This window comes from Labrys sp. WJW, from assembly GCF_001676615.1.
GTDB lineage: Bacteria > Pseudomonadota > Alphaproteobacteria > Rhizobiales > Labraceae > Labrys > Labrys sedimenti.
The window spans coordinates 127,505-154,402 of record NZ_LYXZ01000002.1; the positions used below are offsets into that span (position 1 = coordinate 127,505).

General features: G+C 63.3%; 23 protein-coding genes and 1 other RNA gene. 13 read left to right on the plus strand and 11 right to left on the minus strand.

The features are described 5' to 3' along the window. Positions 1 to 496: 496 nt before the first annotated feature. On the plus strand, positions 497 to 4,162 hold the full coding sequence (locus tag BA190_RS02740) for an AsmA family protein (RefSeq protein ID WP_068282173.1): 3,666 nt from the start codon (positions 497 to 499) through the stop codon (positions 4,160 to 4,162). A gap of 306 nt (positions 4,163 to 4,468) precedes the next feature. Here BA190_RS02740 and BA190_RS02745 read toward each other — a convergent pair whose 3' ends face one another. The 3 genes from BA190_RS02745 to fumC all read right to left on the minus strand — a co-directional run bounded on the left by BA190_RS02745 (position 4,469) and on the right by fumC (position 6,404). Continuing rightward, on the minus strand, positions 4,469 to 4,684 hold the full coding sequence (locus BA190_RS02745; protein ID WP_068282176.1) for a ribbon-helix-helix domain-containing protein: 216 nt from the start codon (positions 4,682 to 4,684) through the stop codon (positions 4,469 to 4,471). Between the two features lie 9 nt (positions 4,685 to 4,693). Further along, the gene (locus tag BA190_RS02750) at positions 4,694 to 4,882 is read right to left on the minus strand and encodes a DUF4169 family protein (RefSeq protein WP_068282179.1); all 189 of its coding nucleotides are present in this window, start codon (positions 4,880 to 4,882) and stop codon (positions 4,694 to 4,696) included. Positions 4,883 to 4,994: 112 nt separating this feature from the next. Beyond that, positions 4,995 to 6,404, minus strand: a complete 1,410-nt coding sequence (gene fumC / locus BA190_RS02755; protein ID WP_068282181.1) for a class II fumarate hydratase — start codon at positions 6,402 to 6,404, stop codon at positions 4,995 to 4,997. Between the two features lie 195 nt (positions 6,405 to 6,599). Between fumC and ssrA the strand changes: the two genes are divergently transcribed. Together ssrA and BA190_RS02765 are read left to right on the plus strand one after the other, a co-directional pair. Further along, positions 6,600 to 6,950, plus strand: a transfer-messenger RNA (tmRNA) gene (gene ssrA / locus BA190_RS02760). Positions 6,951 to 7,053: 103 nt separating this feature from the next. After that, positions 7,054 to 7,668, plus strand: a complete 615-nt coding sequence (locus tag BA190_RS02765; protein WP_068282185.1) for an SspB family protein — start codon at positions 7,054 to 7,056, stop codon at positions 7,666 to 7,668. 54 nt (positions 7,669 to 7,722) lie between these two features. On the opposite strand, the gene BA190_RS02770 is transcribed toward BA190_RS02765, so the two are convergent. The 6 genes from BA190_RS02770 to miaA all read right to left on the minus strand — a co-directional run bounded on the left by BA190_RS02770 (position 7,723) and on the right by miaA (position 14,101). Continuing rightward, a complete protein-coding gene (locus tag BA190_RS02770) occupies positions 7,723 to 8,535 on the minus strand; it encodes an aminoglycoside phosphotransferase family protein (RefSeq protein WP_068282187.1) in 813 nt (270 codons plus the stop codon). Between the two features lie 138 nt (positions 8,536 to 8,673). Then, entirely contained in the window at positions 8,674 to 10,179 is a 1,506-nt protein-coding gene (locus tag BA190_RS02775; RefSeq protein ID WP_068282193.1) for a Do family serine endopeptidase, read from the minus strand. Between the two features lie 190 nt (positions 10,180 to 10,369). Beyond that, complete coding sequence (locus BA190_RS02780) at positions 10,370 to 10,573, minus strand: DUF2065 domain-containing protein (protein WP_068282197.1); 204 nt, start codon at positions 10,571 to 10,573, stop codon at positions 10,370 to 10,372. A gap of 279 nt (positions 10,574 to 10,852) precedes the next feature. Beyond that, on the minus strand, positions 10,853 to 11,770 hold the full coding sequence (gene hflC / locus BA190_RS02785) for a protease modulator HflC (protein ID WP_068282200.1): 918 nt from the start codon (positions 11,768 to 11,770) through the stop codon (positions 10,853 to 10,855). After that, the gene (gene hflK / locus BA190_RS02790; RefSeq protein ID WP_068282203.1) at positions 11,767 to 12,897 is read right to left on the minus strand and encodes an FtsH protease activity modulator HflK; all 1,131 of its coding nucleotides are present in this window, start codon (positions 12,895 to 12,897) and stop codon (positions 11,767 to 11,769) included. Before hflK ends, hflC begins: the two co-directional genes overlap by 4 nt. A 271-nt stretch (positions 12,898 to 13,168) precedes the next feature. Further along, positions 13,169 to 14,101 carry a tRNA (adenosine(37)-N6)-dimethylallyltransferase MiaA gene (miaA, locus tag BA190_RS02795; protein ID WP_068282206.1) on the minus strand — a complete coding sequence of 311 codons (933 nt, stop codon included), beginning with the start codon at positions 14,099 to 14,101 and terminating at the stop codon, positions 13,169 to 13,171. Positions 14,102 to 14,118: 17 nt separating this feature from the next. On the opposite strand from miaA, the gene serB reads away from it, so the two are divergent. The 4 genes from serB to BA190_RS02815 all read left to right on the plus strand — a co-directional run bounded on the left by serB (position 14,119) and on the right by BA190_RS02815 (position 17,230). Beyond that, positions 14,119 to 15,009, plus strand: coding sequence for a phosphoserine phosphatase SerB (gene serB / locus BA190_RS02800; protein WP_068282209.1), 891 nt, complete (start codon positions 14,119 to 14,121; stop codon positions 15,007 to 15,009). Positions 15,010 to 15,060: 51 nt separating this feature from the next. After that, positions 15,061 to 15,609 carry a DUF4256 domain-containing protein gene (locus BA190_RS02805; protein WP_068282211.1) on the plus strand — a complete coding sequence of 183 codons (549 nt, stop codon included), beginning with the start codon at positions 15,061 to 15,063 and terminating at the stop codon, positions 15,607 to 15,609. 147 nt (positions 15,610 to 15,756) lie between these two features. Continuing rightward, positions 15,757 to 16,710: a thymidylate synthase gene (locus BA190_RS02810; RefSeq protein WP_068282214.1), complete on the plus strand. Its 954-nt coding sequence runs from the start codon at positions 15,757 to 15,759 to the stop codon at positions 16,708 to 16,710. A gap of 10 nt (positions 16,711 to 16,720) precedes the next feature. After that, positions 16,721 to 17,230, plus strand: a complete 510-nt coding sequence (locus BA190_RS02815) for a dihydrofolate reductase (RefSeq protein WP_068282217.1) — start codon at positions 16,721 to 16,723, stop codon at positions 17,228 to 17,230. Positions 17,231 to 17,348: 118 nt separating this feature from the next. Here BA190_RS02815 and BA190_RS02820 read toward each other — a convergent pair whose 3' ends face one another. After that, the gene (locus tag BA190_RS02820) at positions 17,349 to 18,416 is read right to left on the minus strand and encodes a DUF1963 domain-containing protein (protein ID WP_068282220.1); all 1,068 of its coding nucleotides are present in this window, start codon (positions 18,414 to 18,416) and stop codon (positions 17,349 to 17,351) included. Between the two features lie 346 nt (positions 18,417 to 18,762). Between BA190_RS02820 and BA190_RS02825 the strand changes: the two genes are divergently transcribed. From BA190_RS02825 to BA190_RS02850, 6 genes are all read left to right on the plus strand, one after another. Continuing rightward, positions 18,763 to 20,526: an acetolactate synthase 3 large subunit gene (locus BA190_RS02825; protein WP_068282223.1), complete on the plus strand. Its 1,764-nt coding sequence runs from the start codon at positions 18,763 to 18,765 to the stop codon at positions 20,524 to 20,526. A 94-nt stretch (positions 20,527 to 20,620) separates the two neighbouring features. Then, positions 20,621 to 21,157 carry an acetolactate synthase small subunit gene (gene ilvN / locus BA190_RS02830; RefSeq protein ID WP_202908416.1) on the plus strand — a complete coding sequence of 179 codons (537 nt, stop codon included), beginning with the start codon at positions 20,621 to 20,623 and terminating at the stop codon, positions 21,155 to 21,157. Between the two features lie 149 nt (positions 21,158 to 21,306). Beyond that, positions 21,307 to 22,326 carry a ketol-acid reductoisomerase gene (gene ilvC / locus BA190_RS02835; protein ID WP_068282228.1) on the plus strand — a complete coding sequence of 340 codons (1,020 nt, stop codon included), beginning with the start codon at positions 21,307 to 21,309 and terminating at the stop codon, positions 22,324 to 22,326. 141 nt (positions 22,327 to 22,467) lie between these two features. Next, complete coding sequence (locus BA190_RS02840; RefSeq protein WP_068282231.1) at positions 22,468 to 23,763, plus strand: MFS transporter; 1,296 nt, start codon at positions 22,468 to 22,470, stop codon at positions 23,761 to 23,763. Between the two features lie 181 nt (positions 23,764 to 23,944). Then, positions 23,945 to 24,214, plus strand: a complete 270-nt coding sequence (locus tag BA190_RS02845; protein WP_068282234.1) for an usg protein — start codon at positions 23,945 to 23,947, stop codon at positions 24,212 to 24,214. Positions 24,215 to 24,271: 57 nt separating this feature from the next. After that, positions 24,272 to 25,579 carry a cyclopropane-fatty-acyl-phospholipid synthase family protein gene (locus BA190_RS02850; protein WP_068282236.1) on the plus strand — a complete coding sequence of 436 codons (1,308 nt, stop codon included), beginning with the start codon at positions 24,272 to 24,274 and terminating at the stop codon, positions 25,577 to 25,579. Between the two features lie 26 nt (positions 25,580 to 25,605). Here the strand turns inward: BA190_RS02850 and BA190_RS02855 are convergent, their stop codons facing one another. Further along, the gene (locus BA190_RS02855) at positions 25,606 to 26,865 is read right to left on the minus strand and encodes an NAD(P)/FAD-dependent oxidoreductase (protein ID WP_068282237.1); all 1,260 of its coding nucleotides are present in this window, start codon (positions 26,863 to 26,865) and stop codon (positions 25,606 to 25,608) included. Between the last annotated feature and the right edge of the window lie 33 nt (positions 26,866 to 26,898).

Genomic DNA, 26,898 nt, shown 5'->3' on the forward strand with positions numbered 1-26,898 from the left:
CCGCTGCTCATTCTTTTGTGTGGGAGCATCCAGGCACAGCCCAGCCGGCTCATGCTTTAGCATTTATCCCGGCGGCGGATGTCATAGCACAAATTTTGTACGGGTCTTAATGAAATCTAAAGAATTGGTGAAAATGTGAATATGCCGGGTCGTTCGTAAGACAATTGCGGGCGAATCTGTCCATACTCAATTCTTTGCGGATGATTCTGGCCTTATGAGGTCGCCGGTTTGCGGCCTCGTCTGGTGACCTGGGACCACAGTTTCTCCCTGTTCCCGGTTTCGTCTCGCCTTGGTTTTCGCGTATGGTCGGAACTGGCCGGGAGGGGCTCGATGCCGGATCCACCATGCCGCTAGCGGCGGGTTTGGAATGTCTGCCGGTTCGGGAGCAAAGCGTGTTTTGACAGAACGCATTTTGCTCCAACGATTTGTTTGGACGCATTTTGCGATTCTTGACGATAGGGCTGGATCGCAAAGGGCTTTGGAAAGGACGTGCGGCGTGCGCGAGGCGCTCACCGTTATCGGTTTTTTGTTGATCGTGGCGTTCGCGGCCGTGTTCACCGCGCCCCTCTACGTCGACTGGAATGCCTGGCGCGAGGACATCGGCAACCGCCTCACGCAGCATTTCGGCACGCCCGTCATCATTCGTGGCCCGATCGAAGCACGGCTTCTGCCCCAGCCCTGGCTCTCGCTCTCCGATGTCAGTATCGGTGACCCCTATGGCACCACCAGGTTGAACGTTGCCCGTATCGACGGAGACGTCAGCCTCGGCGGCCTGCTGCGGGGCGATGTCGATCTTTCCAATGTCGTGGTGCGGGATCCTGCCTTGTCCGTGGCGGCCGATGACGAGGGGACGATCGCGCCTCTTTCGAAATATCCGGTGTCGCTCGGGGCGGCGGTCGAGAGCTTCGAGGTCAGCGGTGGCTCGCTTCACTATGTCAACAAGGTCGACGGTCAGGACATCAGTCTCACCGGCATCAATCTGGTCGGTGAATCCGGCTCGGTTCTCGGCCCCTACAAGGCCGAGGGCGGGATCAAGATCGCAGGCGTTCCCCATACGGTGAAAATCGCCACGGGCGTGGCCGAGAAAGGCAGTCTCAATCTGCGCATCACGGCCGTGCCGGCGGACAAGCCGGTAACGCTCGATCTCGACGGCCAGGTCAAGCTTCAGGGCGGTAAGCCGACCTTCGTCGGCATGGCGACGCTGCTGCGTCCGACTTTCTCCGCGAAGGCGGCGGGAGAGGGGGGCGCCGATGATGAGGGAGCCGGCGAGCAGCTGGCCTGGAGCATGTCGGGACCTGTGACGGCGACGCCGGCGGGCATGGTCTCCGACAAGGTGGCGATCCAGCTCGGGCCGGACGAGCGCGCGCTCAAGCTTGCTGGCAGCGTCAACCTGGCTTTCGGCGCCACCCCGGTGCTGGAAGCGAATCTCGCCGGCAAGCAGCTCGAGCTCGATCGTTTCGTCGGTATCGGCCCCGACAAGCGCCAACCGCCGGCTGCGGTGCTAGCAAGACTTGCCAAGGTCGTGCCGGTGCTTGCCGGAGCCGCCACCAACGCTCAGATCGACCTGACTGCAGATGGTCTCATGCTGGGCGGTGAGTTGACCCAGAATGCCCGGGCCAGCATCCGGGTAGCCGAGGGGAAGCTGCAGGTCGATCGTCTCGAGGCGGACTTGCCGGGCAACAGCCATCTATTGCTGGCCGGTGACGTCAATGACGAAGGTGGCGGGTTCAAGGGCAATCTCGACCTCAAATCAGACCGGGCTACCGGCCTGATCGGCTGGCTGCAGGGCCAACCCGTCCTGGGCCGGCCGGACGCCGCGCGCAAGCTGTCCTTGAAGGCTGCGCTCGAGGCCGATACCGACAAGGTCGATTTTTCGCAGCTGACCCTTGCCATCGACGATGCGGCGGTCAAAGGCAGGCTGGCCTGGAACCGGCTGGCGCATGGCCGGTCCGCCGGACGGGTCGAAGCCAACCTCGCCGCGCAGCGCATCGACCTCGACGCGCTGCCATCGGTGGCCGCTCTTCTGCCCGGCAGCAGCGATCTGTTCAGCGAAGCCGATGTCCGCCTGCAGGCCCAGGAACTCGCCTTGTCCGGAATCGAGGCCAAATCGGTCAGTGGACATATCAAGGCCGGCGGCAAGCTGATCGCGTTGGAGGACGTGGTCGTCAGCGACCTCGGCGGTGCCAATCTCACGGCCAATGGCCGTATCGACAATATCGGCGCCGAGCCTCAGGGCGAAATCCGCGTCGTGCTGAACGGCAAGGACCTTTCGGGGCTGGCGACCGCGCTCAAGCGCAGTACGCTGCCGGCTTTCTGGGTCAATGCCTTCGCGGCTCGCGCGGCCGCGCTCTCTCCGGCCAATGCCAGCCTTTCCATCGCATTCGGCGCCGTACGGCGTTATTCGGTCGACGGCAAGTTTGGCGGCAGCGTCCTGCAGCTCGACACGCAATTCGCGGGGAACGGGGCGGGGGAGAGTGCCGACATCCGGGTGAAGGCCGACAGCCTCGATGTCGCGACGCTGATGCACCAGGCCGGGCTCGACTATACGGTGGGCTCCGTGCCTGGGCGCGCCTCGCTGGAGATGGCTTTGACGGGCCCGCTCAATGGCGCGCTGCGCTGGAACGCCGGCTTCGAAGGAGCTGGGTTACAGCTTTCCGGCACCGGCAAGATGACCGGCTCGTTCGAGGCACCGGCCTTTGACGGGCGTTTGACGGCCAGCACCGACGATGCGCTGGTACCCGCCCAGCTTCTGGGGCTGCCGCTTCCGGGGGTGGTCCCGTCCCAGAGCGCCACGCTGGACTCCGGCTTTCGTGCCAGGGCAGGGCGCTATGTCTTCGACGACCTGACGGGGACCGTGCTCGGCATGCCGGTCAGTGGCGCACTCACCATCAGTGCCGGCAAGCCGACACGGCTCGACGGCCGGCTGAATTTTCTCAAGGCCGATGGGCAATTGCTCGGGTCGTTGTTCTCGGGAGCGGATCTGAGCGCCGGGAATGCCAATGGCAATGCCTTTTCCGACGAGACCTTCGGCCCGGGGGCCTTCGATGCCCTCGCCGGTCGGCTCGCCATCTCGGCCAAGACGTTGCGCCTGTCGCGGCGCCTGCCGGAGCTCGACGATGCGCGTGCGGTGGTGAATTTCGGCAATGGCAAGGTTGCCGTGGACGATTTTGCGGCGAAACTCGCCGCTGGTGACGTCACTGGCGCCCTCCAGCTTTCTCACGCAGCCCTCGATACCGCTGCGAGCGGGCGTTTCTCGCTGCACAAGGTCACGCTGCAGGGGCGCCAGCTCTCCGGTGAGCTGGCCATGGGACTCGAATTCCAGGGCAATGGCCGTTCACCCGACGCGATCATGTCCTCCCTCACGGGTGGCGGAACTGCCGAACTCGTCCAGGCATCGCTGGCCGGGCTTTCTGAAAATGCCTTTGGCCATACGGTAGCGGCGGTGGATGGCGGGCTTTCCGGCGACGCTAATCACGTCCGGCAGGCCTTCGAGCGCAGTCTGGACGAGGCCCCGCTGAAGACGGGAACGATCAGTGGCAATCTCTCGCTTGCGGGCGGCGTCCTCCGCCTCTCCTCGACGAGGGCGACCTCGGCCCAAGGCAGTGTCGCCCTTTCCGGCCTGCTGGATCTTTCGGATCTGACGGTGAAGGCCGACATCGCCCTATCGCCTGCCAATCCGGCCGATGGCTTTGGCGGACCGGCCCCGACGATCCCGGTGCAATTGCGCGGTGCCATCGACGCCCTGCAAAAGCAGGTCGATGTGTCGAGCCTCGTCGCCTGGCTTAGTATTCGCGGCGTCGAACAGCAGGCCCGCAAGCTCGAGGCACTGGAGGCACAGCGGCGGATCGAGGAGAAGGCACAGGAGGATGCCCGGCGGGCGGAAGCCCTGAAGATGCAGAAAGCAATCGAGGATGCCCGCCGGAAGGCACTGCCGCCGCTGCAATTGGGGCCGGTCGCGCCGGCAGCGGGTGGGGTGGGAATGCCGCTTGCGCCATCGCCCGGCCTTCCCGGCGTTCCTCCGATGACTTTGCCCTCGCTCGAAAACCTGCCGGTCTCGCCGGTGACACCCGGACACACCACGGTGGTGCCGGCTCCGCTTCTCCCGAATGCGGGGCCAGCTTTGCCGCAGGCACCCGTCGGGGCACCGCCCGCGGGTCCGTGAGACGAGGCTGCAAGCCTCGCTTCCCGCTATCTCGGTTGAAATGAATGTTCAAGATCGCGAGTGGTATTATAGCGCCGGCAATTTTAGGCTGCAGAATGAGACTGCTGAACCAACCATGGTGGCAGGGCTGAGCCCGAAGGAGGCCATGTCCGCTCGCTTGAAGGGAAAGTGGCCGTTGTCGTAAAGACAACCCTTATAACTTGACGACAAACAGCGGACAGGGGCCAAGCCGGTCTTGGTAGATGTGCATGCTTTTCAAGCAATCGGACGAATAGGGTTGCCGCTCGTTTCAAATTAACTCGCCCCTCAGCCTCGGCGAACATTCTCCAGGACGAAGAGCCGGATGGCGGAAGACAGATTTCCTTGGGCGCGCGTGGCATCGATCTCGGCAACGACGTCCGAGAGCGTGAGATCGCGCTTGGCGGCCAGTTCCTTCAACGTTTCCCAAAAGGCGTCCTCGAGGGATACGCTCGTCTTGTGGCCGGCAATGACGATCGAACGTTTAACGACTTTGCTTTTCATGACAGCCCATCACTCTACATTATTGGGCTCCAGGCGGTGTCTGTCGAGGTGCCTTTCGGCCTCCTGCTTGTCCGCCTGCAGCCTGTCTCTATCGATGCGCGAGAGTCCATGGATCGAGCGTTTCCGGGCTGCTTCCTGCCCGGCTTCGGCCCTTGCCCGAGCCTTGCGTACTCTCCTCAAATTCACGATCTCAGCCATCAGCTTACCGGAAAGGAACTTTCTCTCAAGTGAACAACTTCAATATCGACTTGAGGCTCGATTGGGTTGCATCTTGTAAGACATATGCGTTGGTTAGAAAACAACGTTCCTGTCATTCTTTATCTGGCGTGATCATCCGTGCAAGGCTCATCGCACTTTCAAAAGCTCTTTCGTCCATTATTTTTGCCGCCAATATTTCCTGAAGTAGAGTGGTACCGTTACGGTGCGCCGTCTTGGCAATATAAGCTGCCTTATCATAACCTATGACAGGTGTTAGCGCAGTCACCAGCATCAGGGAACGCGCCACGAGATCGCTGATTCGCGACGTGTCGGCCTCGATGCCGCTGACGCAGTGATCGGTGAAGCTGTTGGCTGCGTCGGCAAGCAGCCGGACTGATTGCAGCACGGCGTCGGCGATCACCGGCTTGAACACGTTCAGTTCCAGATGTCCCTGGCTGCCGGCAAAGGTGACGGTACTCTGATTACCGAACACCCGGGTGCAGACCATGGTCATCGCCTCGCACTGCGTCGGGTTGACTTTGCCGGGCATGATGGAGGAGCCCGGCTCATTTTCGGGCAGGATCAATTCGCCGAGCCCGGCCCTGGGGCCCGAACCGAGCAGACGGATGTCGCTGGCGATCTTGAACAGGCTGACGGCCAGGGTATTGAGCGCGCCATGGGCCGACACCAGGGCGTCGTGGGTGGCGAGGGCTTCGAATTTATTGGGTGCAGTGACGAAGGGCAGGCCGGTCAGGGCGGCAAGCTCTGCTGCGATTCGCTCCGCAAAGCCCTCGCGGGTATTGAGGCCGGTACCGACTGCGGTGCCGCCCTGTGCCAGCGGCATCAATTCGGCCAAGCCGGCCTCGACCCGCCGGATGCCTTGCTGCAACTGCGTGGCATAGCCCGAGAATTCCTGGCCGAGCGAGAGCGGGGTGGCATCCTGCAAATGGGTGCGCCCGATCTTGATGATGTCCTTGAAGGCCTCGGCCTTGTGCTCCAGGGCGGAGGTTAGATGGCGCAGTGCCGGCAGCAGGCGGTCGTGGATCTCGCGGGCCGCGGCCACGTGCATGGCGGTGGGGAAGGTATCGTTGGAAGACTGGCCGCGATTGACGTGGTCGTTGGGGTGAACGGGCTTCTTGGAGCCCATGGCGCCGCCGAGCATCTCGATGGCGCGGTTGGAGATCACCTCATTGGCATTCATGTTGGTCTGGGTGCCCGAGCCGGTTTGCCAGACGACCAGGGGAAATTCATCGTCGAGCCTGCCGTCGGCGACCTCGCGGGCGGCGCGCTCGATGGTGTCGGCCAGAGCGGGGTCGAGCACGCCGAGTTCGCGATTGGCGCGAGCCGCTGCCAGCTTGATCAGTCCGAGGGCGTGAATCAGCGGGCGAGGCATCTTTTCGGCGCCGATGCGGAAATTCTCGAGCGAGCGCTGGGTCTGGGCCCCCCAATAATGCCCGGCCGGCACGTCGATCGGCCCGAAGGAGTCGCTTTCCTGGCGGGTGGCGGGGGTGGCTTCGGTCATGATGGTCTCCTGCAACTGGCCCTATGCGGTCATGCCCGGATTCGGGGCTCGCATGGCAGCTCATACTCGGCATTTCCGTGGATCACCCACGACCGCCATTATGCGCCGGACATGGGTGATACAGGCAGGGCAAGATGCCCTCTTCCTCAAATAAGGCATGCCAAGCCTGAGGAAAGCTCCGTCAAACCGCAATCGCCTCTTTTTTCTGCCGAACAGGCAGCTTATATTCGGTTTGCCGGCTCGCGCCGGCTATGGCGATAAATGGTCATCGAAATAAACCTATCGGACCCGGGGGCAGTACCCGGCGCCTCCACCAGAGCCCGTCAGGGCGGGCTGCGGCGGGGGCGAAACAGGATCGACGAGGGTGTAAAGGGTGTGCTTTCGCTCGGCATGGTTCCGCCGATATCGGGCCTTTTCAATAGTTGCCAACGACAACTATGCTCCGGTTGCGGTTGCCGCGTAAGCGGTAACTAGACCGAAATCAAGTCCTGACGGGTAGCACCGGCAGGCGGGGTCCGGAGGCACCTGGCAACAGAAGCCTCCACTTCATTCCGGTCTGCCTGCAGGCCATCCGAGATGCGGTCTGCGAGGCGTGTGCACGTGCCAGCGGGCCCGACGTAATAAGAGCTGGCCTGGTAGAAATTGCGCGATGAGTATTGACCATATCCGTTATGATCTTCTCACTCAGGATGCGCTGCGCGGCATGGTTCGCCGCGTATTGGCCGATGCTGCCCGCGTCGGACTGCCTGGCGACCATCATTTCTTCATCTCCTTCAAGACCCAGTTCCCGGGCGTCAGCATTCCGGCGCGCCTGGCGGAAAAGTTTCCGGAGGAGATCACCATCGTCCTCCAGCATCAGTTCTGGGATCTTACCGTCAGCGACTACGGCTTTGAGGTCGGATTGTCCTTCGGCAATGCTCCCGAACGTCTGATCGTGCCGTTCGCCGCCATGACGGCCTTCTTCGATCCGTCGGTGGATTTCGGCGTGAAGTTCGAAGTCGATGAGGGCGAGTCGGAAGAGGAGGTTGCGCCCGCGCCGGCGCCGGCTGCGATCCGTGCGGTTCCGCGTGGTGACGAGGGCGAAGCCGGCAAGGGCGCCCCGGCCAAGGAGGCCGGGTCCAAGGAGGCAGCAGCCAAGCCCGCTCGCAAGAAAGCCAGTCCGCCTGTGGAACAGCCGGCGGCGGCGGATGAGGGCGGTGAGGAAGACCGCCCCGCCGAGAGCGAGAAGATCGTCAGCCTCGATCATTTCCGCAAGAAGAAGTAGCCCGTTTCCCCGCATTCAGCCGGCGAGCCGCGAGGCACGGATCCTTGCGACAAGTCAGTTCTTGTCGATCTCCGCGGCAGCGATGTTCGCGACCTCGATGGTCGGCGCCACGTGCTCTTCCTCGCCATCCTCGATCAACCAGGTCGCTGAAAGCCCCGCCCAAGCCAGGATCCAGTGAAGCAGGCGGCCGCGTTCAAGCTGCGCGGCCCGAGCTACTACTTCGACCTGTTGCGCAAGGCGGCCGCGTGCGGTGGCGACCGCATGGTCCGGATTGCAGAAGAGATTGGCATAGTCGAAACCCCGCTCGCCCTTCAGGCGTTTGGGGTCGATGGCAAGCCAGCCTCGCTCGCCGAAATCGAGAATGTTGGCGTGATGAATGTCACCGTGAAGGGTGACGACATCATGCGGATTGGCGAGAAGCGCTCGAGCCGCGACGGCAGATCGCGCAAAAATCTCCCCTTCGGGTGCAGCCTCCAGTGCCTGAAACCGCTGCTCGAGCGGGATCAAGCCGAGCGGAGGCATCGTGCGCGCCTCATGCAATGCACCGACAACTTTGCAGATGATGCGGCTGGCCTCGTCATCCGCCCCGTTTTGGGCCATGTGGACCAGCGAACGGCGGCCGGTGGCGCGCTCGAGCAGTATGGCCCGGTCGTCATGCGCAAGGACACGGGCAGCGCCAAGCCCGCCCCACCAAATCATCAGGCCGGCACCCCAGCGTTCTTCCGCCTCGGTGGCGACTTTCAGCATGGCTGGCGCGCCGGCGTGCAGAACCGGGAGAAGGCGGCTGGAATTGGTCACGATCGGATCACCGTCGGGAACCAGCGCCCATCGTCGGAAATAGGGGGCAAAATCAGTGTCCGTCGCCATGCCGTCTCACGGGATATGGCTCCGGCCTTTCTTGCCCATGCCGTGACGATTGCCCCGATACGGACTGGCAAAACCCCCCTTTCCGGAGCCGGGAAAGGGAGCCTGCTCTCTTGAACGCTCAAAAAGTCCGCGATCGGCTCAGTTCAGCGCCAGCGCCACGAAGCGTAGCTCGCCCTGGGTATTCGAGAGCAATAGCAAAGCTTGCTTGGTGCCGGACTTCTTCAACTCCTCGATGCGCTTGCTTACATCCTCGGGATTGGAAACCGCCTGCTGGCCGACCTGCAGGATGACGTCGCCTACCTTGACCTGCTTGTCTTCGGCCGAGGAGCCGTTGTCCACCTTGGTCACCACCACGCCCTTGGCGTCGGTGGCAAGCTTGTATTTGTCGCGCAGCTCCTTGGTGATGCCGGACATTTCCAGGCCGAGGGCCTTGGTGATCTTCGGCTTTTCGGGCGTTTCGGTGCCGCGGGTGGATGCCTTGATGGCGGTGTCGCTCTCGTCGAGGCGGGCGACGGTGACGGTCTTGGTCAGGGTCTGGCCCTTGCGCAGGATCACCACCTCAACCTTCTTGTCTACCGGCGTATCGGCGACGAGGCGGGGCAGGTCTCGCATTTCCTTGATGACATGGCCGTCGAATTTCAGGATCACGTCACCCGGCTCGAGGCCAGCCGGCTTGGCCGGGCCCTTGTCGTCGACGCCGGCGATCAGCGCACCCTGTGCCTTCTGCATGCCGAGGCTTTCGGCAATGTCGTCGCTGACGCCCTGGATACGCACGCCCAGCCAGCCACGCCGCGTCTCGCCATAGAGTCGAAGCTGCTCGATCACCGGCTGCACGGTCGCCGACGGCATGGAGAAGCCGAGGCCGATCGAGCCGCCAGTCGGCGAGATGATGGCGGTGTTGATGCCGATGACGCCCCCGTCCATGTCGAACAACGGGCCGCCGGAATTGCCCTTGTTGATAGCAGCGTCCGTCTGCAGGTAATTGTCGTAGGGCCCCGAATTGATGTCGCGGTTGCGGGCCGAGATGATGCCCAGCGTTACCGTGCTCGACAGGCCGAAGGGGTTGCCGATCGCCATAGCCCAATCGCCGACGCGGACCTTGTCGCTATCGGCGAACTTCACGGCCTTCAACGGCTTGGGCGGATCGACCTTCAGCACGGCGACGTCGACCTTCTTGTCACGACCGAGCAGCTTGGCCTTGAGCTTGGAACCATCGTTGAAATTGACCTCGATGTCGTCGGCATCGTCGATGACATGGTTGTTGGTGACGATGATGCCACTGGGGTCGATGACGAAGCCCGAGCCGAGCGCTTCGGTCTTTCTCGGCCGCTGCAGGCCCTTGCCGTCCTTGTTGTTGAAGAACTGGTTGAAGAATTCTTCGAAAGGCGATCCGGGCGGCAGCTTGGGCATCGGCGCACGCGGCTCGTCCTCGCCGTCTTCGTCATTGCTGCCGGCGGCCACCGTCTGCGACGTCGAGATGTTGACGACCGCATCGATCAGCTCGGCCGAGAGATCGGCGACAGAGGGCGGGCCTGCCGCCGCCATGGCCGGCGGCGCCACCAGGGTGGCCGGGCTGGCTGCAATGAGGGCGGCGATGGCAACGGCGCCGCTGCGGCGCATCAGGGTGTTGAGTTGAATCGGCATCAAGTCCTCGGATGGTCACCCGCATCGGTGTTGATGTGGGGCGCGGTCGGATTGAATTTCAAGTGTGGAATGCGGCGCGAGCGTGACGTACTCGCAACTTCACGCAAAGTTGGGGCTTGTCAGTTTCACCCGCAACAGGATGGGACAGTGCATCGGGCACCCAAGGTGCCCGGCTACCCACCCGACAGCATCACATGCCCCTTACGGCCCAGATTATGATGATACCGATGACGGCGGAAATGAATCCGGCGAGGCGGAGCTGCGCATTGGGGGAGTTGGCGACCGAGACCATCATGCGCCGCACCGGATCGGGAAAGGCCAGGAAGAATAACCCTTCGATCGCAAAGGCCAGTCCGAGCGCCGTGATGAAATCACCGAAAGAGAAACTATCCATCCGCCCCACACATTATATGAACCGCACCCGAACCTTCCGACGGTTTGCGATCCTGGAGCAAAATCGTTCATACCTGAACGCTTGTTCGCTCCAGTTCCTTGTTTCCAGCCAATCCAACCGATTGGCCAGAGCGTTTTTGCGATTCTTGGTGAACTCGTCAAATCGCAAGACGCTTTTGGCAAGGGCAGCCGTCAGAATGTTCACGGCGGTCCTAAGAAAAACGCCGGCCGCAATGAAGCGGTCGGCGCAATGGAGCTTTATATAGGGCCGGCGTCAAGCCTATTGCGCCGGAGGAGCCTGGGGAGAGGCTGCCGGGGAAGGTGCTCCCGTAGGGGCGGCTGGCGAACGCAGATAACGGAAATAATCCCAGTCCGGGCTGATGAAGACCTGCGTATTGTCGGGCTTCATCGCGTCGACATAGTTCCGCATCGACAGGTAGAACTGGAAGAATTCCGGATCCTTGTTGTAGGCATCCGCCAGGATCTTGATGCGGGCCGAGTCGGCCTGGCCGGTCGTCTCCGCCGCCTTGCCGCGCGCCTCGCCGAGGATCTTGGCGACTTGACGATCGGCATCCGAACGGATGACCTGCGCCTGCTGCGTGCCCTGCGAGCGAATCTGCTGCGCTTCGGTCTGGCGCTGCGACTGCATGCGCTTGTAGACCGCCTCGGAGTTGGCCTGCGGCAGGTCGGCGCCGCGGATACGCACGTCGACCACCTCGATGCCGAGGCCGCCGGCTTCACGATTCACCTCGGCGCGGATCTTCTCCATCAGCGCGGTACGCTGGTCACGTACGACGGCGGCGAAGGTCGACTGGCCGAGAACGCGGCGAACCGCCGAGGACAGGATCGAGGAAAGCTGCAGCTCCGCACCCTTCTCCGAACGCGAGGTCTGGAAGAAGCGCAGCGGGTCTGAGACGCGATAGCGGGCGAAGGCGTCGACCTTCAGGCGCTTCTGGTCGCTGGCGATAACTTCCTGCGGCAGGCTGTCGAGGTCCAGCACCTGCTTGTTGATGTACTCGACATTCTCGATGAACGGCCATTTCCAATAGAGGCCGGGCTGGGTCTTGGCCGGTTGCGGTTCGCCGAAGCGCAGGGGCAGGGCGTAGTCGCGCGGCGTCACCGTATAGGCCGACAGGTAGACCAGGACCAGGATGGCGCCGGTCGCGATCAGGGCAATGGTTCCGAGCGGGGATCTCATTGTGCCGCTCCCTGCTGGGGCTGGGCCGTGCCGGCCGGCCGCTTGAGCAGGCGGTCGAGCGGCAGATAGGGCACCACGCCCTGGCCCTGCGTCTTCGAGTCCAGGATCACCTTGTTCGTATCGGTGAGGATGGAGGTCATGGCTTCCAGATACATGCGTTCGCGGGTGACCACAGGAGCCTTCTGATAGGCGCTGTAGACTTCGTTGAAGCGCGACGCCTCACCGGTGGCTTCGGCGACGGTACGCGCACGATAGGCCTCGGCCGCCTGGGTGATGCGGGCGGCTTCACCACCTGCTTCCGGGATCACCTTGTTGGCATAGACCTGAGCCTGGTTGATGGTGTTTTCCTGGTCGGCGCGCGCGGCCTGGACGTCGCGGAAGGCATCGATCACCTGGGGCGGCGGATCGACATTCTGCAACTGCACCAGGCGAACCAGCACGCCAGCCCTGTAGCTGTCGAGGGCCCGCTGCATTTCGCTTTGCACCTGCTGCTCGATCGCTTGGCGATCGCCGGTCAGGATCGGCGTGATGTTGCGCTGGCCGATGGCTTCGCGCATGGCGCTCTCCGCCACGGCCCGGATCGTGCCGCGGGGATTGGCCAGGTTGAAGGCGTAGTCCTGCGGGGCGGAGGGGTTGATCTGCCACTGCACCGTGAAGCCGATATTGACGAGATTCTCGTCGCCGGTCAGCATTTCATTGGCGCTGTCGCTGTCGCCCCGCGTGCCGACATTGATCGTCTCGACATTGGTCACGGTGGGCTTTTCGACCGTACCGATCGGATAGGGCACGTTGTAGCGCAGGCCCGGCGGGCTCAGCGAAACATATTTGCCGAAGACGAGATTGAGGCCGACCTCGTTGGGCTGCACGCGATAGAAGCCGGTGAGGAGCCACAGGCCGATCAGCGCCACCGCGCCGATGGCGATGTTGCGCGGCGTGAAGCCGCCGCCGCCCTGGAGATTCTTGAGGCCGTCCTTGCTGCGGCGAAGCCAGTCTTCGAGATCCGGGGGCTGAGAACCGCCGGATGGACCACCGCCCCAGGGGCCACCGCCCCCCGGACGTCCGCTCCCGCTGTTGCCGCCGCCGCTACCCCAGGGGCCACCACCGCCGCTCTGGTTACTCCAAGGCATGTCTTGGTCCTTTGATTGTTCGTCTGCCCAAAGCAGGACGAAAGCCCATTCCTAAGAACGGAATAAGCTGGAGAGAAGCTGCATATAGGAATGCAACCCTCCCGATCAATCCGAAACCATGTTTGAAAACAAGCCTCTAAATCGACAAAACGGCATTCGAACGAAGCTGTCTCCACATGGAAAAGCTGCAGAAACTCCTATGCAGCCCCTTGAAATTCCTATGTAAACCCGGTGCCGGGCTGCAATCGACGAACATCGCGACGGGCACGTGTTAAATTTCGTTCATCAGCGCGTCCGAAGCAACCGCAAGTGCTTGAGCAGGCTCGACGAAGCGCCAGCCCGGCATCTGGTGGCGGAACCAGGTGAATTGGCGCTTGGCATAATGGCGGGTGTCGGCCTTGGCGCCGGCAACGGCTTCCTCGAGCCTGATCTCTCCTGCGAGATAGCGGCAGAGCCCAGGCACGCCATGGGCACGCATCACCGGCAGGGCCGGATCGAGCCCGCGCTGCGCAAGCGCGCGAACCTCCTCGATCGCGCCTTGCCCGACCATCAGGTCGAAGCGGTGATCGATCCTGGCATAGAGTTCGGTTCGCTCTGGGCTGAGAAAGAGGCGCAGGCATTTGCCGGCATCGAGCAGGGGCGGCGTGTGCGGTTCGCCCTGCCATTCCGACAGGGAGCGGCCGGTTGCCTCGAAAATTTCGAGGGCGCGGATCAGGCGCTGGCGATCACTGGGGCGCAGGCGATTCGCCATGGCCGGATCCTTCTGGCTCAGCCAGGCGTGCAGGGCCTCGGTCTCCATGTCTTCGGCCTTGCTGCGTACGGCGTCGCGGACCCCATCGGGAACGGCCGGCATTTCGGCGAGCCCGCGTTCCAGTGCCTTGAAATAAAGGCCGGTGCCGCCGATCACGATGGGCAGACGTCCCTGTCGGCGGACGTCGTCCAGCGCGGCGGATGCGTCCTCGCGCCAGCGTCCCACCGAATAATTGACGGCGCCATCGACATGGCCATAGAGCAAATGAGGCGCGCGCGCCGTCTCGCTGGCATCCGGGCGGGCGCTGATCACGGCGAGATCGCGATAGACCTGCATGGAATCGGCGTTGATGCTGCTGCCGCCGAACCGTTCGGCCAGGGCGAGGGCCAACGCCGACTTGCCGCTCGCCGTCGGACCTGCGAGAAGCACGGCGTCATATTGAATGGCTGTCACTCCGGATACCTGTCCTCATGTCCCTTGTCGCCACGCTGATCTCCCATCCGGACCGTCCCGCCGTCACAGCAGCCGCTCTGTCGCGCGCGGTCGAGGCGCTGGCTTCGCCGGCGGCCCCCAGCGTCCTGGCTCCCGGCGTGGCCGTCGACATCGCCTGTGCAGCCGATGCGCCGATCGTCGAGATCGAGGCTCGCCTGCGCGAGGCTCTGGCGGCGACCGCCGTCGATCTGGTGGTGCAGGAAGCCGAGGGACGGCGCAAGCATCTTTTCCTTGCCGACATGGACTCGACGATGATCGGCCAGGAATGCATCGACGAGTTGGCTGATTTCGTCGGCGCCAAGACGATGGTGGCGGAGATTACCGAGCGTGCCATGCGCGGCGAGATCGCCTTCGAACCGGCGCTGCGCGAGCGCGTCGCCCTGTTGAAGGGGCTGCCGGCGAGCATTGCCGACGAGGTCGTGCGGGAGCGCCTGACACTGACCACCGGCGGGCCCGAACTGGTGCGCACCATGCGGGCGAACGGGGCCTATACGGCGCTCGTCTCGGGGGGCTTCACCTTGTTCACCGCCAAGATCGGGGCGATGGTCGGCTTCGACGAGCATCACTCCAATCTCCTCTTGGTCAGGGATGGTTACCTCACCGGTGAGGTCGCCGAGCCGATACTCGGCAAGGAGGCCAAGCGTGCCAACCTCGAACGTTTGAGGCAGGCGAGGGGCCTGGCATCTTCCGATACGATGGCGGTGGGCGACGGCGCCAACGATCTCGCAATGCTGGGCGAAGCCGGTCTCGGCGTGGCCTATCGCGCCAAGCCCGCGGTCGCCGCAGCGGCCCGGATGCGGGTGGAACACGGCGATCTGACAGCGCTGCTCTATGCGCAGGGATATCGCAGCCAGGATTTCGTGCGTTAGATATCGGCCGCCAGGACGAGACCACACCTATCGACGGGAAGCGGGAGCGCCATGATGAGCAAGAACGGTAGCCAGGACTTGTTGGATGTGCTGAAGGCTCGCTTCGATGCCAATATGAAACGCCACAAAGGCCTCGACTGGGTCAAGGTGCAAGCGCGCCTGGAGGCCAAGCCCGAAAAATTGCGCTCCCTCGCCGAAATGGAGCGGACCGGCGGCGAACCGGATGTCATCGGCGAGGATCCGGCGACCGGGGACTATGTCTTCTGCGACTGCTCGGCGGAAACGCCGAAGGGCCGCAGGAGCCTTTGCTATGACCGCCAGGCGCTCGACGAGCGCAAGGAGCACAAGCCGGAGGGCAGCGCGACCGAAATGGCCGCTGCCATCGGCATCGAGCTTCTGACGGAGGAACAATATCGCGCTTTGCAGGAGCTTGGCGCATTCGACCTGAAAACCTCGACCTGGGTGAGCACGCCGGCGGCGATCCGGAAGAAGGGTGGCGCCCTGTTTTGTGATCGCCGCTACGACCATGTCTTCACCTATCACAACGGGGCATCTTCCTATTATGCCGTGCGGGGATTTCGTGGGCGCCTGACGGTGTGATCCGGCGAATGGCCGAATATCGAGGCCGGAGCGGCATTCGGCCTTTCGGTCATGGTTTGGCAGGAAATCCGCGCTAGGCTTGCAAAGATCGGTGCAAAAATCTTTTTGGAGGGTCGCGGAATCGGATGCCGCGGCTAAGATCAGGCCATGCTCGACCGCACCCATAAGCCGCATCCCGAACAGGGCTATCTCGACCTTCTCGACCGCGTCTGGCGGGAGGGTACGCCGCGGGTCGACCGCACGGGTGTCGGCACCCGCGCGCTGTTCGGCCAGACTCTCCGCATCGATCTGTCCGACGGCACGCTTCCCCTGCTCACCACCAAGCGGGTGTCGTGGAAGACGATCGTTCGCGAGCTCTTGTGGTTCCTCGACGGCGGCACCAATATCCGGCCGCTGCTCCAGAACAAGGTAACGATCTGGACCGATTGGCCGCTCGCGAAATATCGCAAGGCGACCGGCGAGGCGATCAGCCAGGAGGATTTCGAGGCGCGGATCGTGGCCGACGCGGCCTTCGCCGAGCGCTGGGGCGATCTTGGGCCGGTCTATGGTGCGCAGTGGCGCCATTGGCCGCTCTTCGTGCCGACCGATGTCGAAGGCGAGGAGGGACTCTATCGCCGGGACCCGAAGGGCATCGACCAGATCGCTCGACTGGTGCACGACATCAAGCACAACCCGACCTCGCGACGCCTTATCTTCACTGGGTGGAACGTGGCCGAGCTCGACGGGATGGCGCTGCCGCCCTGCCATACCACCTATCAATATTTCGTCGCCGACGGGAAGCTCTCCGGCCTGTTGCACCAGCGTTCCTGCGACGTTGGCCTTGGCGTGCCCTACAACCTCGTCACCGCTTCGCTGCTCATCCGCATGCTGGCCCAGCAATGCGACCTGGAGCCCGGTGAGTTCGTCTGGTTCGGCGGCGACGTGCATGTCTACCAGAACCATGGCGATCTCGTGCGTGAGCAGTTGAGCCGTACGCCCAAGCCCTGGCCCAAGCTGCGCTTTGCCCGCAAGCCTGCCTCGATCCTCGACTACAGATTCGAGGATTTCATCGTGGAAGGCTACGAAGCCCATCCGGCGATTTCCGCGCCGATCGCGGTGTGAACGGCAAGCCATGAGCGTTCCTGTCATCATGGTCGCCGCGATGGCCCGCAACCGTGTCATCGGCGTCGACAACGGGCTGCCGTGGCATATGCGCTCGGATCTCAAGCAATTCAGGGCTGCCACCATGGGCAAACCCCTGATCATGGGACGCAAGACCTACCAGTCGATCGGGCGCCCCTTGCCGGGGCGGCGCACTATCGTGGTGACGCGCGACCCCGCGTTTCACGCCGAGGGCGTGGAAGTGGCCGCCAGCCTGGAGGCCGCTCTCGAACGCGGGCAGGCCGTTGCCGCCGAGATGAAGGCCGACGAAGTCGTCATTGCGGGCGGTGCCGCCATCTATGCCCAGGCCCTGCCGCGGGCAAGCCGCCTGCTGCTCACCGAACTCGACCTGGAGGCGCAAGGCGACGCCGTCTTCCCCGCTTTGCCGGCCGGAGAATGGCGGGAGGTGTCACGCACGCCCCATCCCCGCGGGGAGGGGGACGATGCCGGTTTCGAGGTGGTGGCGCTGGAGCGCATTTGAGCCTGCGATGTCGCCTCCAACTTGAATTGAGGCTATGTCCGGAGATAGCTGAAGCACCACCTTTGTCATGCCGGCAATGACAAAGGCCCGACTCGATTCGTTCATGGACGGGTAAATCCTAAGTCTGCTGGTAGACGGTGATCACCTCGTCGAAACGGCGCTGTTCGAGATCCTTCCTGCGCATCAGGAAGTAGACGGTGCCTTCGCCCCAGGCGCCGGCGCTCCAGTCGGCGAGGTCGAGCTGGAACAGCAGCACCCATTCATGGGCTGCCGCCATGACGGCGGAGCGTTCCTTCTTCCACTCGTCCGACGACAAATGCTGCTTGCCGAATTGCGAGACCACGACGGCATCATAGCGAGGATCGTCCTGTTCCGGCTGCGGGCTGCCCAGAAGCTGCTGGCGGTGCCAGCGTCCTGCCGGTTTCAGCTTGCCGCCGGCGGCGAGCGCCTCGCCATAGGCCTCCTCGAAGCTCTGCCCGTTCTTGCCGCTTTGCGTTCCATCGGCTGCCGAATAGGCGGCATGGAGTTTGGCCGATGCCTCCATCTCGATGGCGCTCGGATCGGGCAGGCTCAGACCGGCACGCAGGGTCATGGCGCGCTCGGGCGCGTCATAATTGCTGCCTTCCGGCTGTGATGGTTCTGGCAGTTTGTATTGGGCCCGGCTTTCGGTCGCGTCGCGGCGCGCCTTCTGCGCCGCCTGCGCCAGGTCTTCGGGCATGGCAAGCGTGGCGAGCTTGTCACGTGGTGTTTGATCCCAGATTACCTTGGCCGGGCGTTTGCCGGTTTCCCATGGTCCGACGGCAAGATCGTAGAAGAATAACAGGCGTCCGTCCGGGGGAAGGGGAGAGGCAACATTGCCGAGCTTGTCGGCCTCCGCCAGATCGATCTGGGCAAGGAAAGCGTAGGGCAGGCCCTGGGCCAGATGGCGCCGCATCTCGGCGCCGGCTTCCGCATTGCCTTGGCTGGCGATCGCCTCCGGATCGGCCGGTGCCGGTGGACGCGGCCAGGCCGAGCCTGCGGGCAGGTCCGGCCGGCCGCCGAATTTGGTGTCGCCGACCACGATCCGCTTGCCGGGCGCCACCTCGAAGACCAGGGCGGGCACCAGCGCCTCGACCAGCATCTCGATGCGCGGCGTGTCGAAATAGGCCTGCAAGGCCTGTCTTGCATCGTCGGGGCTGTCGAACATGGGGGGCTTTCTCTTGATCCGGGCTTGCCGCCGGGAGCGAGGCAGGGAACGGCAATGAAAGACTAGCGTTGCCAGATGTTGCGCAACAATTGACAATTTCTGCAAATCAGCGCTTGACCGCCTGTTTGCCAACCCTTACAACCCCGTAACTTTCGAAAAATGGGAGCGCGATCTTGCGCAACATCCTTATCGTAGGTTTGGCGTTGTCGGTGGAGCGGGGTTAGCCCGAATCTCCTACGATGACGCACATGGGCCCCTTGAGGGCCTTTTTTATTGCCCGAAACACAAGCGAACGATATTCGAAGCTCGAAAAAGCCCAAGTGCTTGGAAGCCAAGGAAAAAGGCGATGTCGACGAAGCAAATGACCGGCGCGGAAATGGTGGTGCAAGCCATGATCGACCAGGGTGTGGACACCCTGTTCGGCTATCCCGGCGGTGCGGTCCTGCCGATTTATGACGCAATCTTCCAGCAGGAGCAGCTTCGTCACATTCTCGTCCGGCACGAGCAGGCTGCCGTTCACGCCGCCGAGGGCTATGCCCGCTCCACCGGCAAGGTGGGCTGCGTGCTGGTGACCTCCGGGCCCGGCGCCACCAATGCCGTGACCGGCCTGACCGACGCCCTGATGGATTCGATCCCGCTGGTGTGCATCACCGGCCAGGTGCCGACCCATCTGATCGGCTCGGATGCCTTCCAGGAAGCCGACACCATTGGCATCACGCGTCACTGCACCAAGCATAATTACCTGGTGAAGCGTATCGAGGACCTGCCGCGCATCCTGCACGAGGCCTTCCTGATCGCCGCATCCGGCCGTCCCGGCCCGGTGCTGATCGACATCCCCAAGGATGTGCAGTTCAAGGTGGGCGAGTATTTCAAGCCGACCGACAACATCCACAAGACCTATCGCCCGCGCCTGGAAGGCGACGAGGACAAGATCAAGGCAGCGGTGGCCCTGATCGCTGGCGCCAAGAAACCTGTGTTCTACACGGGTGGCGGCGTGGTCAATGCCGGCCCGCGGGCTACGGCGCTGCTGCGCGAATTCGCCAAGCTGACCGGCTATCCGGTGACCTCGACCCTGATGGGGCTGGGCGCCTTCCCGGCGGCGGATCCGCAATGGCTCGGCATGCTGGGCATGCACGGCACCTACGAAGCCAATCTGGCCATGCATGATTGCGACGTGCTGATCAATATCGGCGCCCGCTTCGACGACCGCATCACCGGGCGTATCGACGCGTTCTCACCGCATAGCCGCAAGATCCACGTGGATATCGATCCCTCCTCGATCAACAAGAACGTCAAGGTCGATATCGGCATCGTCGGCGACAGCGCCCATGTGCTGGAGCAGATGCTGGCGGCCTGGCGCGAGTTGAAGCCGACGGTGGACAAGGCGGCATTGGCAAGCTGGTGGGATGAGATCGCGGCCTGGCGTGGCCGCAAGTCGCTGGCCTATCGCGGCTCCGACGAGACGATCAAGCCGCAATATGCCATCGAGCGTCTCTACCAGCTCACCAGGGATCGCGACGTCTACATCACCACCGAGGTCGGCCAGCATCAGATGTGGGCGGCCCAGCATTTCCACTTCCAGGATCCCAACCGCTGGATGACCTCGGGCGGCCTGGGCACCATGGGCTATGGCTTCCCGGCCGCGATCGGCGTGCAACTCGCCCATCCGGACGCGCTGGTGATCGACATCGCCGGCGAGGCCTCGATCCAGATGATGCTGCAGGAGATGTCGACGGCGGTGCAGTATCGCCTGCCGGTGAAGATCTTCATCCTCAACAACGAATATATGGGCATGGTGCGCCAGTGGCAGGAACTGCTGCATGGTGGGCGCTATTCGGAGAGCTATTCGGCAGCCCTGCCCGATTTCGTCAAGTTGGCGGAAGCCTATGGCGGGGTCGGCATCCGCTGCACCAAGCCGGGTGATCTCGATGCGGCGATCAAGGAAATGATCGACACGCCGCATCCGGTCATCTTCGACTGCCATGTCGACAAGTCCGAGAACTGTTTCCCGATGATTCCCTCGGGCAAGGCGCATAACGAGATGATCCTGGGCGACGCGGCCATCGATATCGGCAGCGTGATCGACGCCAAGGGCAAGCAACTGGTGTGACGTCTACGGGTGCGCGGGCGTCTCGCCCGCTCATCCTTTTCTTGCTCACCGCTTCGACGATGCGGACAGGATGTCCGCGCTCCAGGAATATCAGATGACCGGATCCGCCTATTTCATGGCCTCGACGGCCGAGACGATCGTGACCCACACCCTCGTGGTGGAGGTCGACAACGAGCCGGGCGTGCTTGCCCGCGTCGTCGGCCTGTTCTCGGGCCGTGGCTACAACATCGAAAGCCTGACCGTGTCCGAGACCCAGCATGCCGAGCATGTCTCGCGCATCACCGTGGTCACCACCGGCACCGCCAGCGTAATCGAGCAGATCAAGGCGCAGCTCGACCGGCTCGTTCCCGTCCACAAGGTCGTCGACCTCACCTTGACCGGCAAGGCCCTGGAGCGGGAACTCATGCTGATCAAGGTGCGCGGCAAGGGTGAGGCCCGCAGCGAGGCCTTGCGTATCGCCGACGCCTTCCGGGCGCGGGTGATCGATGCCACCGTCGAGAGCTTCGTATTCGAGCTGACCGGCAAGGGCGAGAAGCTCGATCAGTTCATCGAACTGATGCGCCCGATCGGGCTGGTCGAGGTCTCGCGCACCGGTATTGCCGCGATCGCCCGCGGCCCCGAGCCGCTCTAGACCCTTCTTTCCATGCGCCAACAGGGCGGTGGGCGCAAGAAATGAAGCCCATCGCGCTTTTTCTCGTCACAAACATTGCTTCAAACCCGATGTCGGGCTATTCGCCCGCATCATTTCCTCATCATGAACTGTCTGAAGGACAAGGGACCATGCGCGTTTACTATGATCGCGACGCCGATCTGAACCTGATCAAGACCAAGAAGGTCGTGATCGTCGGCTACGGCTCGCAAGGCCGTGCCCATGCCATGAACCTCAAGGATTCGGGTGCCAAGGAGATCGCGATCGCGCTGCGCCCCGATTCGACCACCGCCAAGAAGGTAGAAGCCGACGGCCTCAAGGTCATGACTGTTCCTGAGGCCGCCAAGTGGGGCGACCTCCTGATGATGGCCACGCCCGACGAGCTGCAGGCCGACATCTATCGCGACGAGATCGCTCCCCACATCCGGGACGGCGCCGCCATCGCCTTCGCCCATGGCCTCAACGTGCATTTCGGCCTGATCGAGCCGAAGAAGACCGTCGACGTCATCATGATCGCACCGAAGGGCCCCGGCCATACCGTGCGCGGCGAATACCAGAAGGGCGGCGGCGTGCCCTGCCTGATCGCCATCCATCACGATGCCTCGGGCAACGCCCATGATATCGCTTTGTCCTACGCTTGCGGCGTCGGCGGCGGCCGTTCGGGCGTGATCGAGACCAACTTCAAGGAAGAATGCGAAACCGACCTGTTCGGCGAGCAGGTCGTGCTCTGCGGCGGCCTGGTCGAGCTGATCCGTGCCGGCTTCGAGACGCTGGTGGAAGCCGGTTACGCGCCCGAAATGGCCTATTTCGAGTGCTTGCACGAAGTGAAGCTGATCGTCGACCTCATCTATGAGGGTGGCATCGCCAACATGAACTACTCGATCTCCAACACGGCCGAGTGGGGTGAGTATGTCTCCGGTCCGCGCATCATCACCGATGAGACCAAGGCCGAGATGAAGCGCGTCCTCAAGGACATCCAGACCGGCAAGTTCACCTCCGATTGGATGCAGGAATACCGTGCCGGCGCTTCGCGCTTCAAGGGTATCCGCCGCCTGAATGACGCCCACCAGATCGAAGCCGTCGGCGAAAAGCTGCGCGGCATGATGCCCTGGATCGGCAAGAACAAGCTGGTCGACAAGGCCCGCAACTAAAGCCTTTGGAAGTATTCTTTTCCGAATACTGAAGTGTAGCAATATTGTCTCCCGGTTCATTTGAATCGGGAGACGGTCTGGACAGTGCCGTCATCACACTGTCAAATGTCATACCAAACCGCTTAAACGGAGATATTTGGTATGACGATCGAATCATCCGCCGGAATTACCGTTTCCGATCGCAAGCGACGGCACGCCATTGTCGCGGCGACCATCGGCAACGGCCTGGAATGGTTCGATTTCACCGTCTACGGTTTCTTCGCAGCCCTGATCTCGCGGCAATTCTTTCCCAAGGAAGACCCGCTGACCGCCATTCTTCTGACCGTGACGGTCTATGGCGTCGGTTTCTGCATGCGCCCGGTCGGGGCCATCGTCCTCGGCGTCTATGCCGATCGCCATGGCCGCAAGGCGGCGCTCACCATCACCATCCTGACCATGGCGCTCGGCACCGCCTTGCTCGGCTTTGCGCCGACCTATGCCCAGGCTGGCGTGTTCGGAGCGGCGGTGCTGATGCTCGCCCGCCTGATCCAGGGGTTTTCGGCGGGCGGCGAGGTCGGCAGCGCCACCTCCTATCTGGTCGAATATGCCAGGCCTGAAGAGCGGGGCCTGGCGGCGAGCTGGCAGCAGACCAGCCAGGCGCTCGCAGTGGTGCTGGGCGGCCTGTGCGGTGTCGCCATCACCCAGTTCCTGCCGCAGGAGGCAGTGGAGAGCTGGGGCTGGCGGGTGCCGTTCTGGTTCGGCCTGCTCATCGGGCCGGTGGGGCTCTATATCCGGGCCCGCCTCGACGAGACGCCGGTCTTCTCGGCCGAGACCACGCGCAAGAGCGCGAGCCCCTTGCTCGAGACGCTGAGCGCCCATGGCCGCGGCGTTGCCTCCGGTTTCGGCGTCACCATCCTGTGGACCGTCTGCACCTATGTGCTGCTGTTCTACATGCCGCTCTATGTGGAGAAGTTCCTGAAGATCCCGGCCAAGGATGCCTTCATTTCCACCACGCTAGGCGGCATCGTGCTGATGCTGGGCTGTCCCGTCGCCGGCAGGCTGTCGGACCGGATCGGCCGCAAGAGCCTTCTGCTCACGGCCGCCATCGCCATCGGCATTCTGGTGATACCATTGTTTGCCTGGCTCAACGCCAATCCGACGCTGCCGGTTCTCATCGCCGTGCAGGTCGTGCTCGGCCTCCTGCTCGCCGCCTTCACCGGCCCTGCACCGGCGCTGCTGGCCGAACAGTTCCCGGCTGCGTTGCGCTCGACCGGCCTGTCGCTTGCCTATAATTTCGCCGTGGCGCTGTTCGGCGGCTTCGCCGCCTTGATCGTGACGCTGCTGATCGAGAGGACTGGGCTTACCATCGCGCCTTCCTTCTATGTGGCGGCAGCGGCGCTCGTCAGCGTTTTGACCCTGGCCAGCATGCGCGACCGTACCGGGCAGGCGATCGATTGAGGCGGGAAGACCCCTCGCGCGGCGTTGCCGGGAGGGGCGCTCGCTCCATTTTTTTGGCAGCACTCCTCTTCATTGAGTGATAAGATATTGATTTTTATGGATTAATTCCAAATTCATGTTGCCATTTCCTTAAGGTTGCGGTGCAATCATGCTGTCTCCAATCACCATGGAGGTGACGGAAATGGTGTCTGTTGCGTTTCGGCGTCAGTTGGAAGGGTACGGCCTCACCACGGCCAATATTCTCTATCGTCTGCCGGACCATCCGGCCTTGCTGCAGGCCTATGTCTGGCAGGAATACGATCTGGCTCCAGCCTTTCCGGAGTTGCACAAATTCCTGGGGTTTTGGCGCGACAAGCTGGAAGGGGCGCTCCATTCGGTCACGGTCTGCCATAGCGGGCTGATCAAGCCGGCGGAGCTCCGCGCGATCGGGCAGGAGTTCCGTATCCACTGAGACGCTGGCAAGGCCGGCAAATCACGGTATAAGGCCTCCCAATCGCGCGGAGGCACCGTGGACAAATATCTCAATGCCGCCAAACGGCTGATCTCGCATCTGGCCGATCAGCTGCAGGCCGACCTTGCTGTCGAATTGTGGAACGGCGAGGTCGTGCCGCTTGGCCCGAACGCCCGTACGGATCTGCGCCTCAAGATTGCGGACGCCGATGCGATCACCCGGCTGGTGCGGCGGCCGCATGCGCTGTTCGACCAGCTCATCCAGCTCTTGGCCGACGGCAGCCTCACCATCGAGGGCGGCACGCTTCTCGATGTCGCCGAGCGGCGTGGCAGCATGAATACCAAGGGCTTGTTCAAGCGCCTGAGCAAGCTGCAGCTCGCCCGCAGCCTGTGGCCCTTCGTCACCCGCTCTCTGCCCAAGCAAGGCGCCGCCGAGAAGCACGATTTCGCCGGTAAGGTCGAGGACAAGGTCGAAAAGGGCCGGGACGACAAGCCGCTGGTGCAGTTCCACTACGACCTGTCGAACGATTTCTACGGCCTCTTCCTCGGGCCGACCATGGCCTATACCTGCGCCTATTGGCCCCGGCCCGAAACCACGCTCGATGAAGCGCAGACGGCGAAGTTCGACATGATCTGCCGCAAGCTGCGCCTGCAGCCGGGCGACCGCTTCCTCGACATCGGCTCGGGCTGGGCCGGGCTGATCTGCCATGCCGCCCAACACTATGGCGTCACTGCCCACGGTGTCACCCTGGCCCAGGAGCAGTTCGATTTTGCCCAGGCGCGCATCGCCCGCCTCGGCCTGCAGGACCGGGTCACTGTCGAGCTCAAGGATTATCGGGACCTGACCGGCAGTTTCGACAAGGTCGCCTCCATCGGCATGTTCGAACATGTCGGGCTCGACAATCACGAAGCCTATTTCAGGAAGATTCACAGCCTGCTGCGGCCGCGCGGGCTCTATCTGCACCATGCCATTGCCCGGCCGGCCAAGCGCGACATGAAGAAGTTCCGCAAGAAGCGGCCCGAATTTGCTGCTCTCACCCGCTACATCTTCCCCGGGGGCGAGCTCGATACCGTCGGCATGTCGTCCAACGGGCTGGAGGGCAACGGCTTCGAGGTGCATGACGTCGAGGCCTGGCGCGAGCACTATGCCCGCACCACCAAGGCTTGGGCCGAAAATCTCTATGCAAGGCGCGACCAGGCTGCGGCCGAGGTGGGCGAGGCCAAGACCCGGATCTGGCTGCTCTATCTCGCCGGCTGCTCGCTGGCCTTCGAACGATCTGCCGTCGGCATCTTCCAGACGCTTGCCTCGCGCAAGGCCAAGGGACCTTCCGGCCTGCCGCCGACGCGCGAGGATCTCTACAGATAGATCTCCGGGACAGGTCGCCCAGGCGGTCAGGCCTCTTGCCGATTGACGGCGATGGGGAACCGCCCTGCGGTCGCGCGGCCGGCGAGATCTTCGGGCCGGCTCCAGGAGAACGGGCCCGTCTTGAGACCGGCGAGGGTCTTGACCATTTCGGAGCGCAGCCAGGGCAGGCGTCCCATCGGGCCGAAGGCGAGGTTCCGCACCGGCCCGGTCAGCCGCGAATGCGACTGGAAGAACTGGGTCAGCACGGTGCTCGCCATCTGGTAGAAGCGGATGTGGCCGCGGCGCTGTGCCAGGAAAGCGGGCAGGGCGGCGTCGATATCGTGGTGCAGGCTGAGTGCATCCGCCAGGGCGACTGCATCCAGCAAGGCCATGTTGGCGCCCTGGCCGAGCTGCGGGCTGGTCTGGTGCCAGGCATCGCCGATCATCACCAGGCGGCCGCGTATGGGCGCAGCCACCGTCAACTGGGCGTAGCGTGCCACCGTCAATTGCTCATGCCGGGTGAATTGCCGCGTCAGTGCCGCCGTCTCCGGCCAGATCGCGGCGACCTCCGCCCGCCAGGCCGCAAGGTCGGTCTCGCTCCAGCGATCGAGATCCTCGACCGGCATGCTCCAGAAGAAGGCATTGAGCGGCGTGGGATCGTGGGGCAAATGTCCCACCGGCAGCACACCGATCATGAAACGCGCCGTTCGGTAACGCTGCTGCAGGGCGTCGCGTCCAAAGCCGCTATCCCCGGCCACGCCCCAGACTGCGCCATGCCGATAAGGCCGCCGCTGCGGTGCGCCGAGCCTCTCGCGAAGGCTTGAGCGGGCACCGCCGGCATCGACCACCAGATCGAAGGGGCCATGTCGACGTCCGGCCGAGTCCTCGAGTACGGGCCGGTTCTCGATGCTTTCGATGCCGGTGATGTCGGCTGCCTGCTCCAGGGCGATGCCGCGCGTTTCGGCCGCCATCATCAGCAGGTGGAACAGGCTTGCCCTGTGAATGCCGACGCCGTGCAGCCCGGGTATAAGCTCGTCATAACGCCGATCGAAGATCAACGGGCCCGTCGGACCGCAACGCCCGTACAGGCGCTCGATTCGGCTGCCCAGGGTGACGGCATCCTCGCGCAGGCCGAGGCGATCGAGGACGGCCAGGCCCGTCGGCTGCAGCAAAAGCCCGGCGCCCACCGGTTTGGCCTGCTCGAAACGCTCGAACACCACCACGCGGTGGCCGGCATCGGCGAGACAGGAGGCTGCCGCCAGACCGGCGACGCCCGCGCCGACGATAGCAATGGAAAGCTTGACCATGACCGCGACCGTACTGTGGCCGGATGGGTCTTG

Bases quoted from the DNA above. Each gene is read 5' to 3' on its own strand.
- BA190_RS02745 (WP_068282176.1), bottom strand. From the start codon at position 4,684: ATGAAAAGCAAAGTCGTTAAACGTTCGATCGTCATTGCCGGCCACAAG.
- BA190_RS02750 (WP_068282179.1), bottom strand. From the start codon at position 4,882: ATGGCTGAGATCGTGAATTTGAGGAGAGTACGCAAGGCTCGGGCAAGG.
- fumC (WP_068282181.1), bottom strand. From the start codon at position 6,404: ATGACCGAAGCCACCCCCGCCACCCGCCAGGAAAGCGACTCCTTCGGG.
- BA190_RS02765 (WP_068282185.1), top strand. From the start codon at position 7,054: ATGAGTATTGACCATATCCGTTATGATCTTCTCACTCAGGATGCGCTG.
- BA190_RS02770 (WP_068282187.1), bottom strand. From the start codon at position 8,535: ATGGCGACGGACACTGATTTTGCCCCCTATTTCCGACGATGGGCGCTG.
- BA190_RS02775 (WP_068282193.1), bottom strand. From the start codon at position 10,179: ATGCCGATTCAACTCAACACCCTGATGCGCCGCAGCGGCGCCGTTGCC.
- BA190_RS02780 (WP_068282197.1), bottom strand. From the start codon at position 10,573: ATGGATAGTTTCTCTTTCGGTGATTTCATCACGGCGCTCGGACTGGCC.
- hflC (WP_068282200.1), bottom strand. From the start codon at position 11,770: ATGAGATCCCCGCTCGGAACCATTGCCCTGATCGCGACCGGCGCCATC.
- hflK (WP_068282203.1), bottom strand. From the start codon at position 12,897: ATGCCTTGGAGTAACCAGAGCGGCGGTGGTGGCCCCTGGGGTAGCGGC.
- serB (WP_068282209.1), top strand. From the start codon at position 14,119: ATGTCCCTTGTCGCCACGCTGATCTCCCATCCGGACCGTCCCGCCGTC.
- BA190_RS02805 (WP_068282211.1), top strand. From the start codon at position 15,061: ATGATGAGCAAGAACGGTAGCCAGGACTTGTTGGATGTGCTGAAGGCT.
- BA190_RS02810 (WP_068282214.1), top strand. From the start codon at position 15,757: ATGCTCGACCGCACCCATAAGCCGCATCCCGAACAGGGCTATCTCGAC.
- BA190_RS02815 (WP_068282217.1), top strand. From the start codon at position 16,721: ATGAGCGTTCCTGTCATCATGGTCGCCGCGATGGCCCGCAACCGTGTC.
- BA190_RS02820 (WP_068282220.1), bottom strand. From the start codon at position 18,416: ATGTTCGACAGCCCCGACGATGCAAGACAGGCCTTGCAGGCCTATTTC.
- BA190_RS02825 (WP_068282223.1), top strand. From the start codon at position 18,763: ATGTCGACGAAGCAAATGACCGGCGCGGAAATGGTGGTGCAAGCCATG.
- ilvN (WP_202908416.1), top strand. From the start codon at position 20,621: ATGACCGGATCCGCCTATTTCATGGCCTCGACGGCCGAGACGATCGTG.
- ilvC (WP_068282228.1), top strand. From the start codon at position 21,307: ATGCGCGTTTACTATGATCGCGACGCCGATCTGAACCTGATCAAGACC.
- BA190_RS02840 (WP_068282231.1), top strand. From the start codon at position 22,468: ATGACGATCGAATCATCCGCCGGAATTACCGTTTCCGATCGCAAGCGA.
- BA190_RS02845 (WP_068282234.1), top strand. From the start codon at position 23,945: ATGGTGTCTGTTGCGTTTCGGCGTCAGTTGGAAGGGTACGGCCTCACC.
- BA190_RS02855 (WP_068282237.1), bottom strand. From the start codon at position 26,865: ATGGTCAAGCTTTCCATTGCTATCGTCGGCGCGGGCGTCGCCGGTCTG.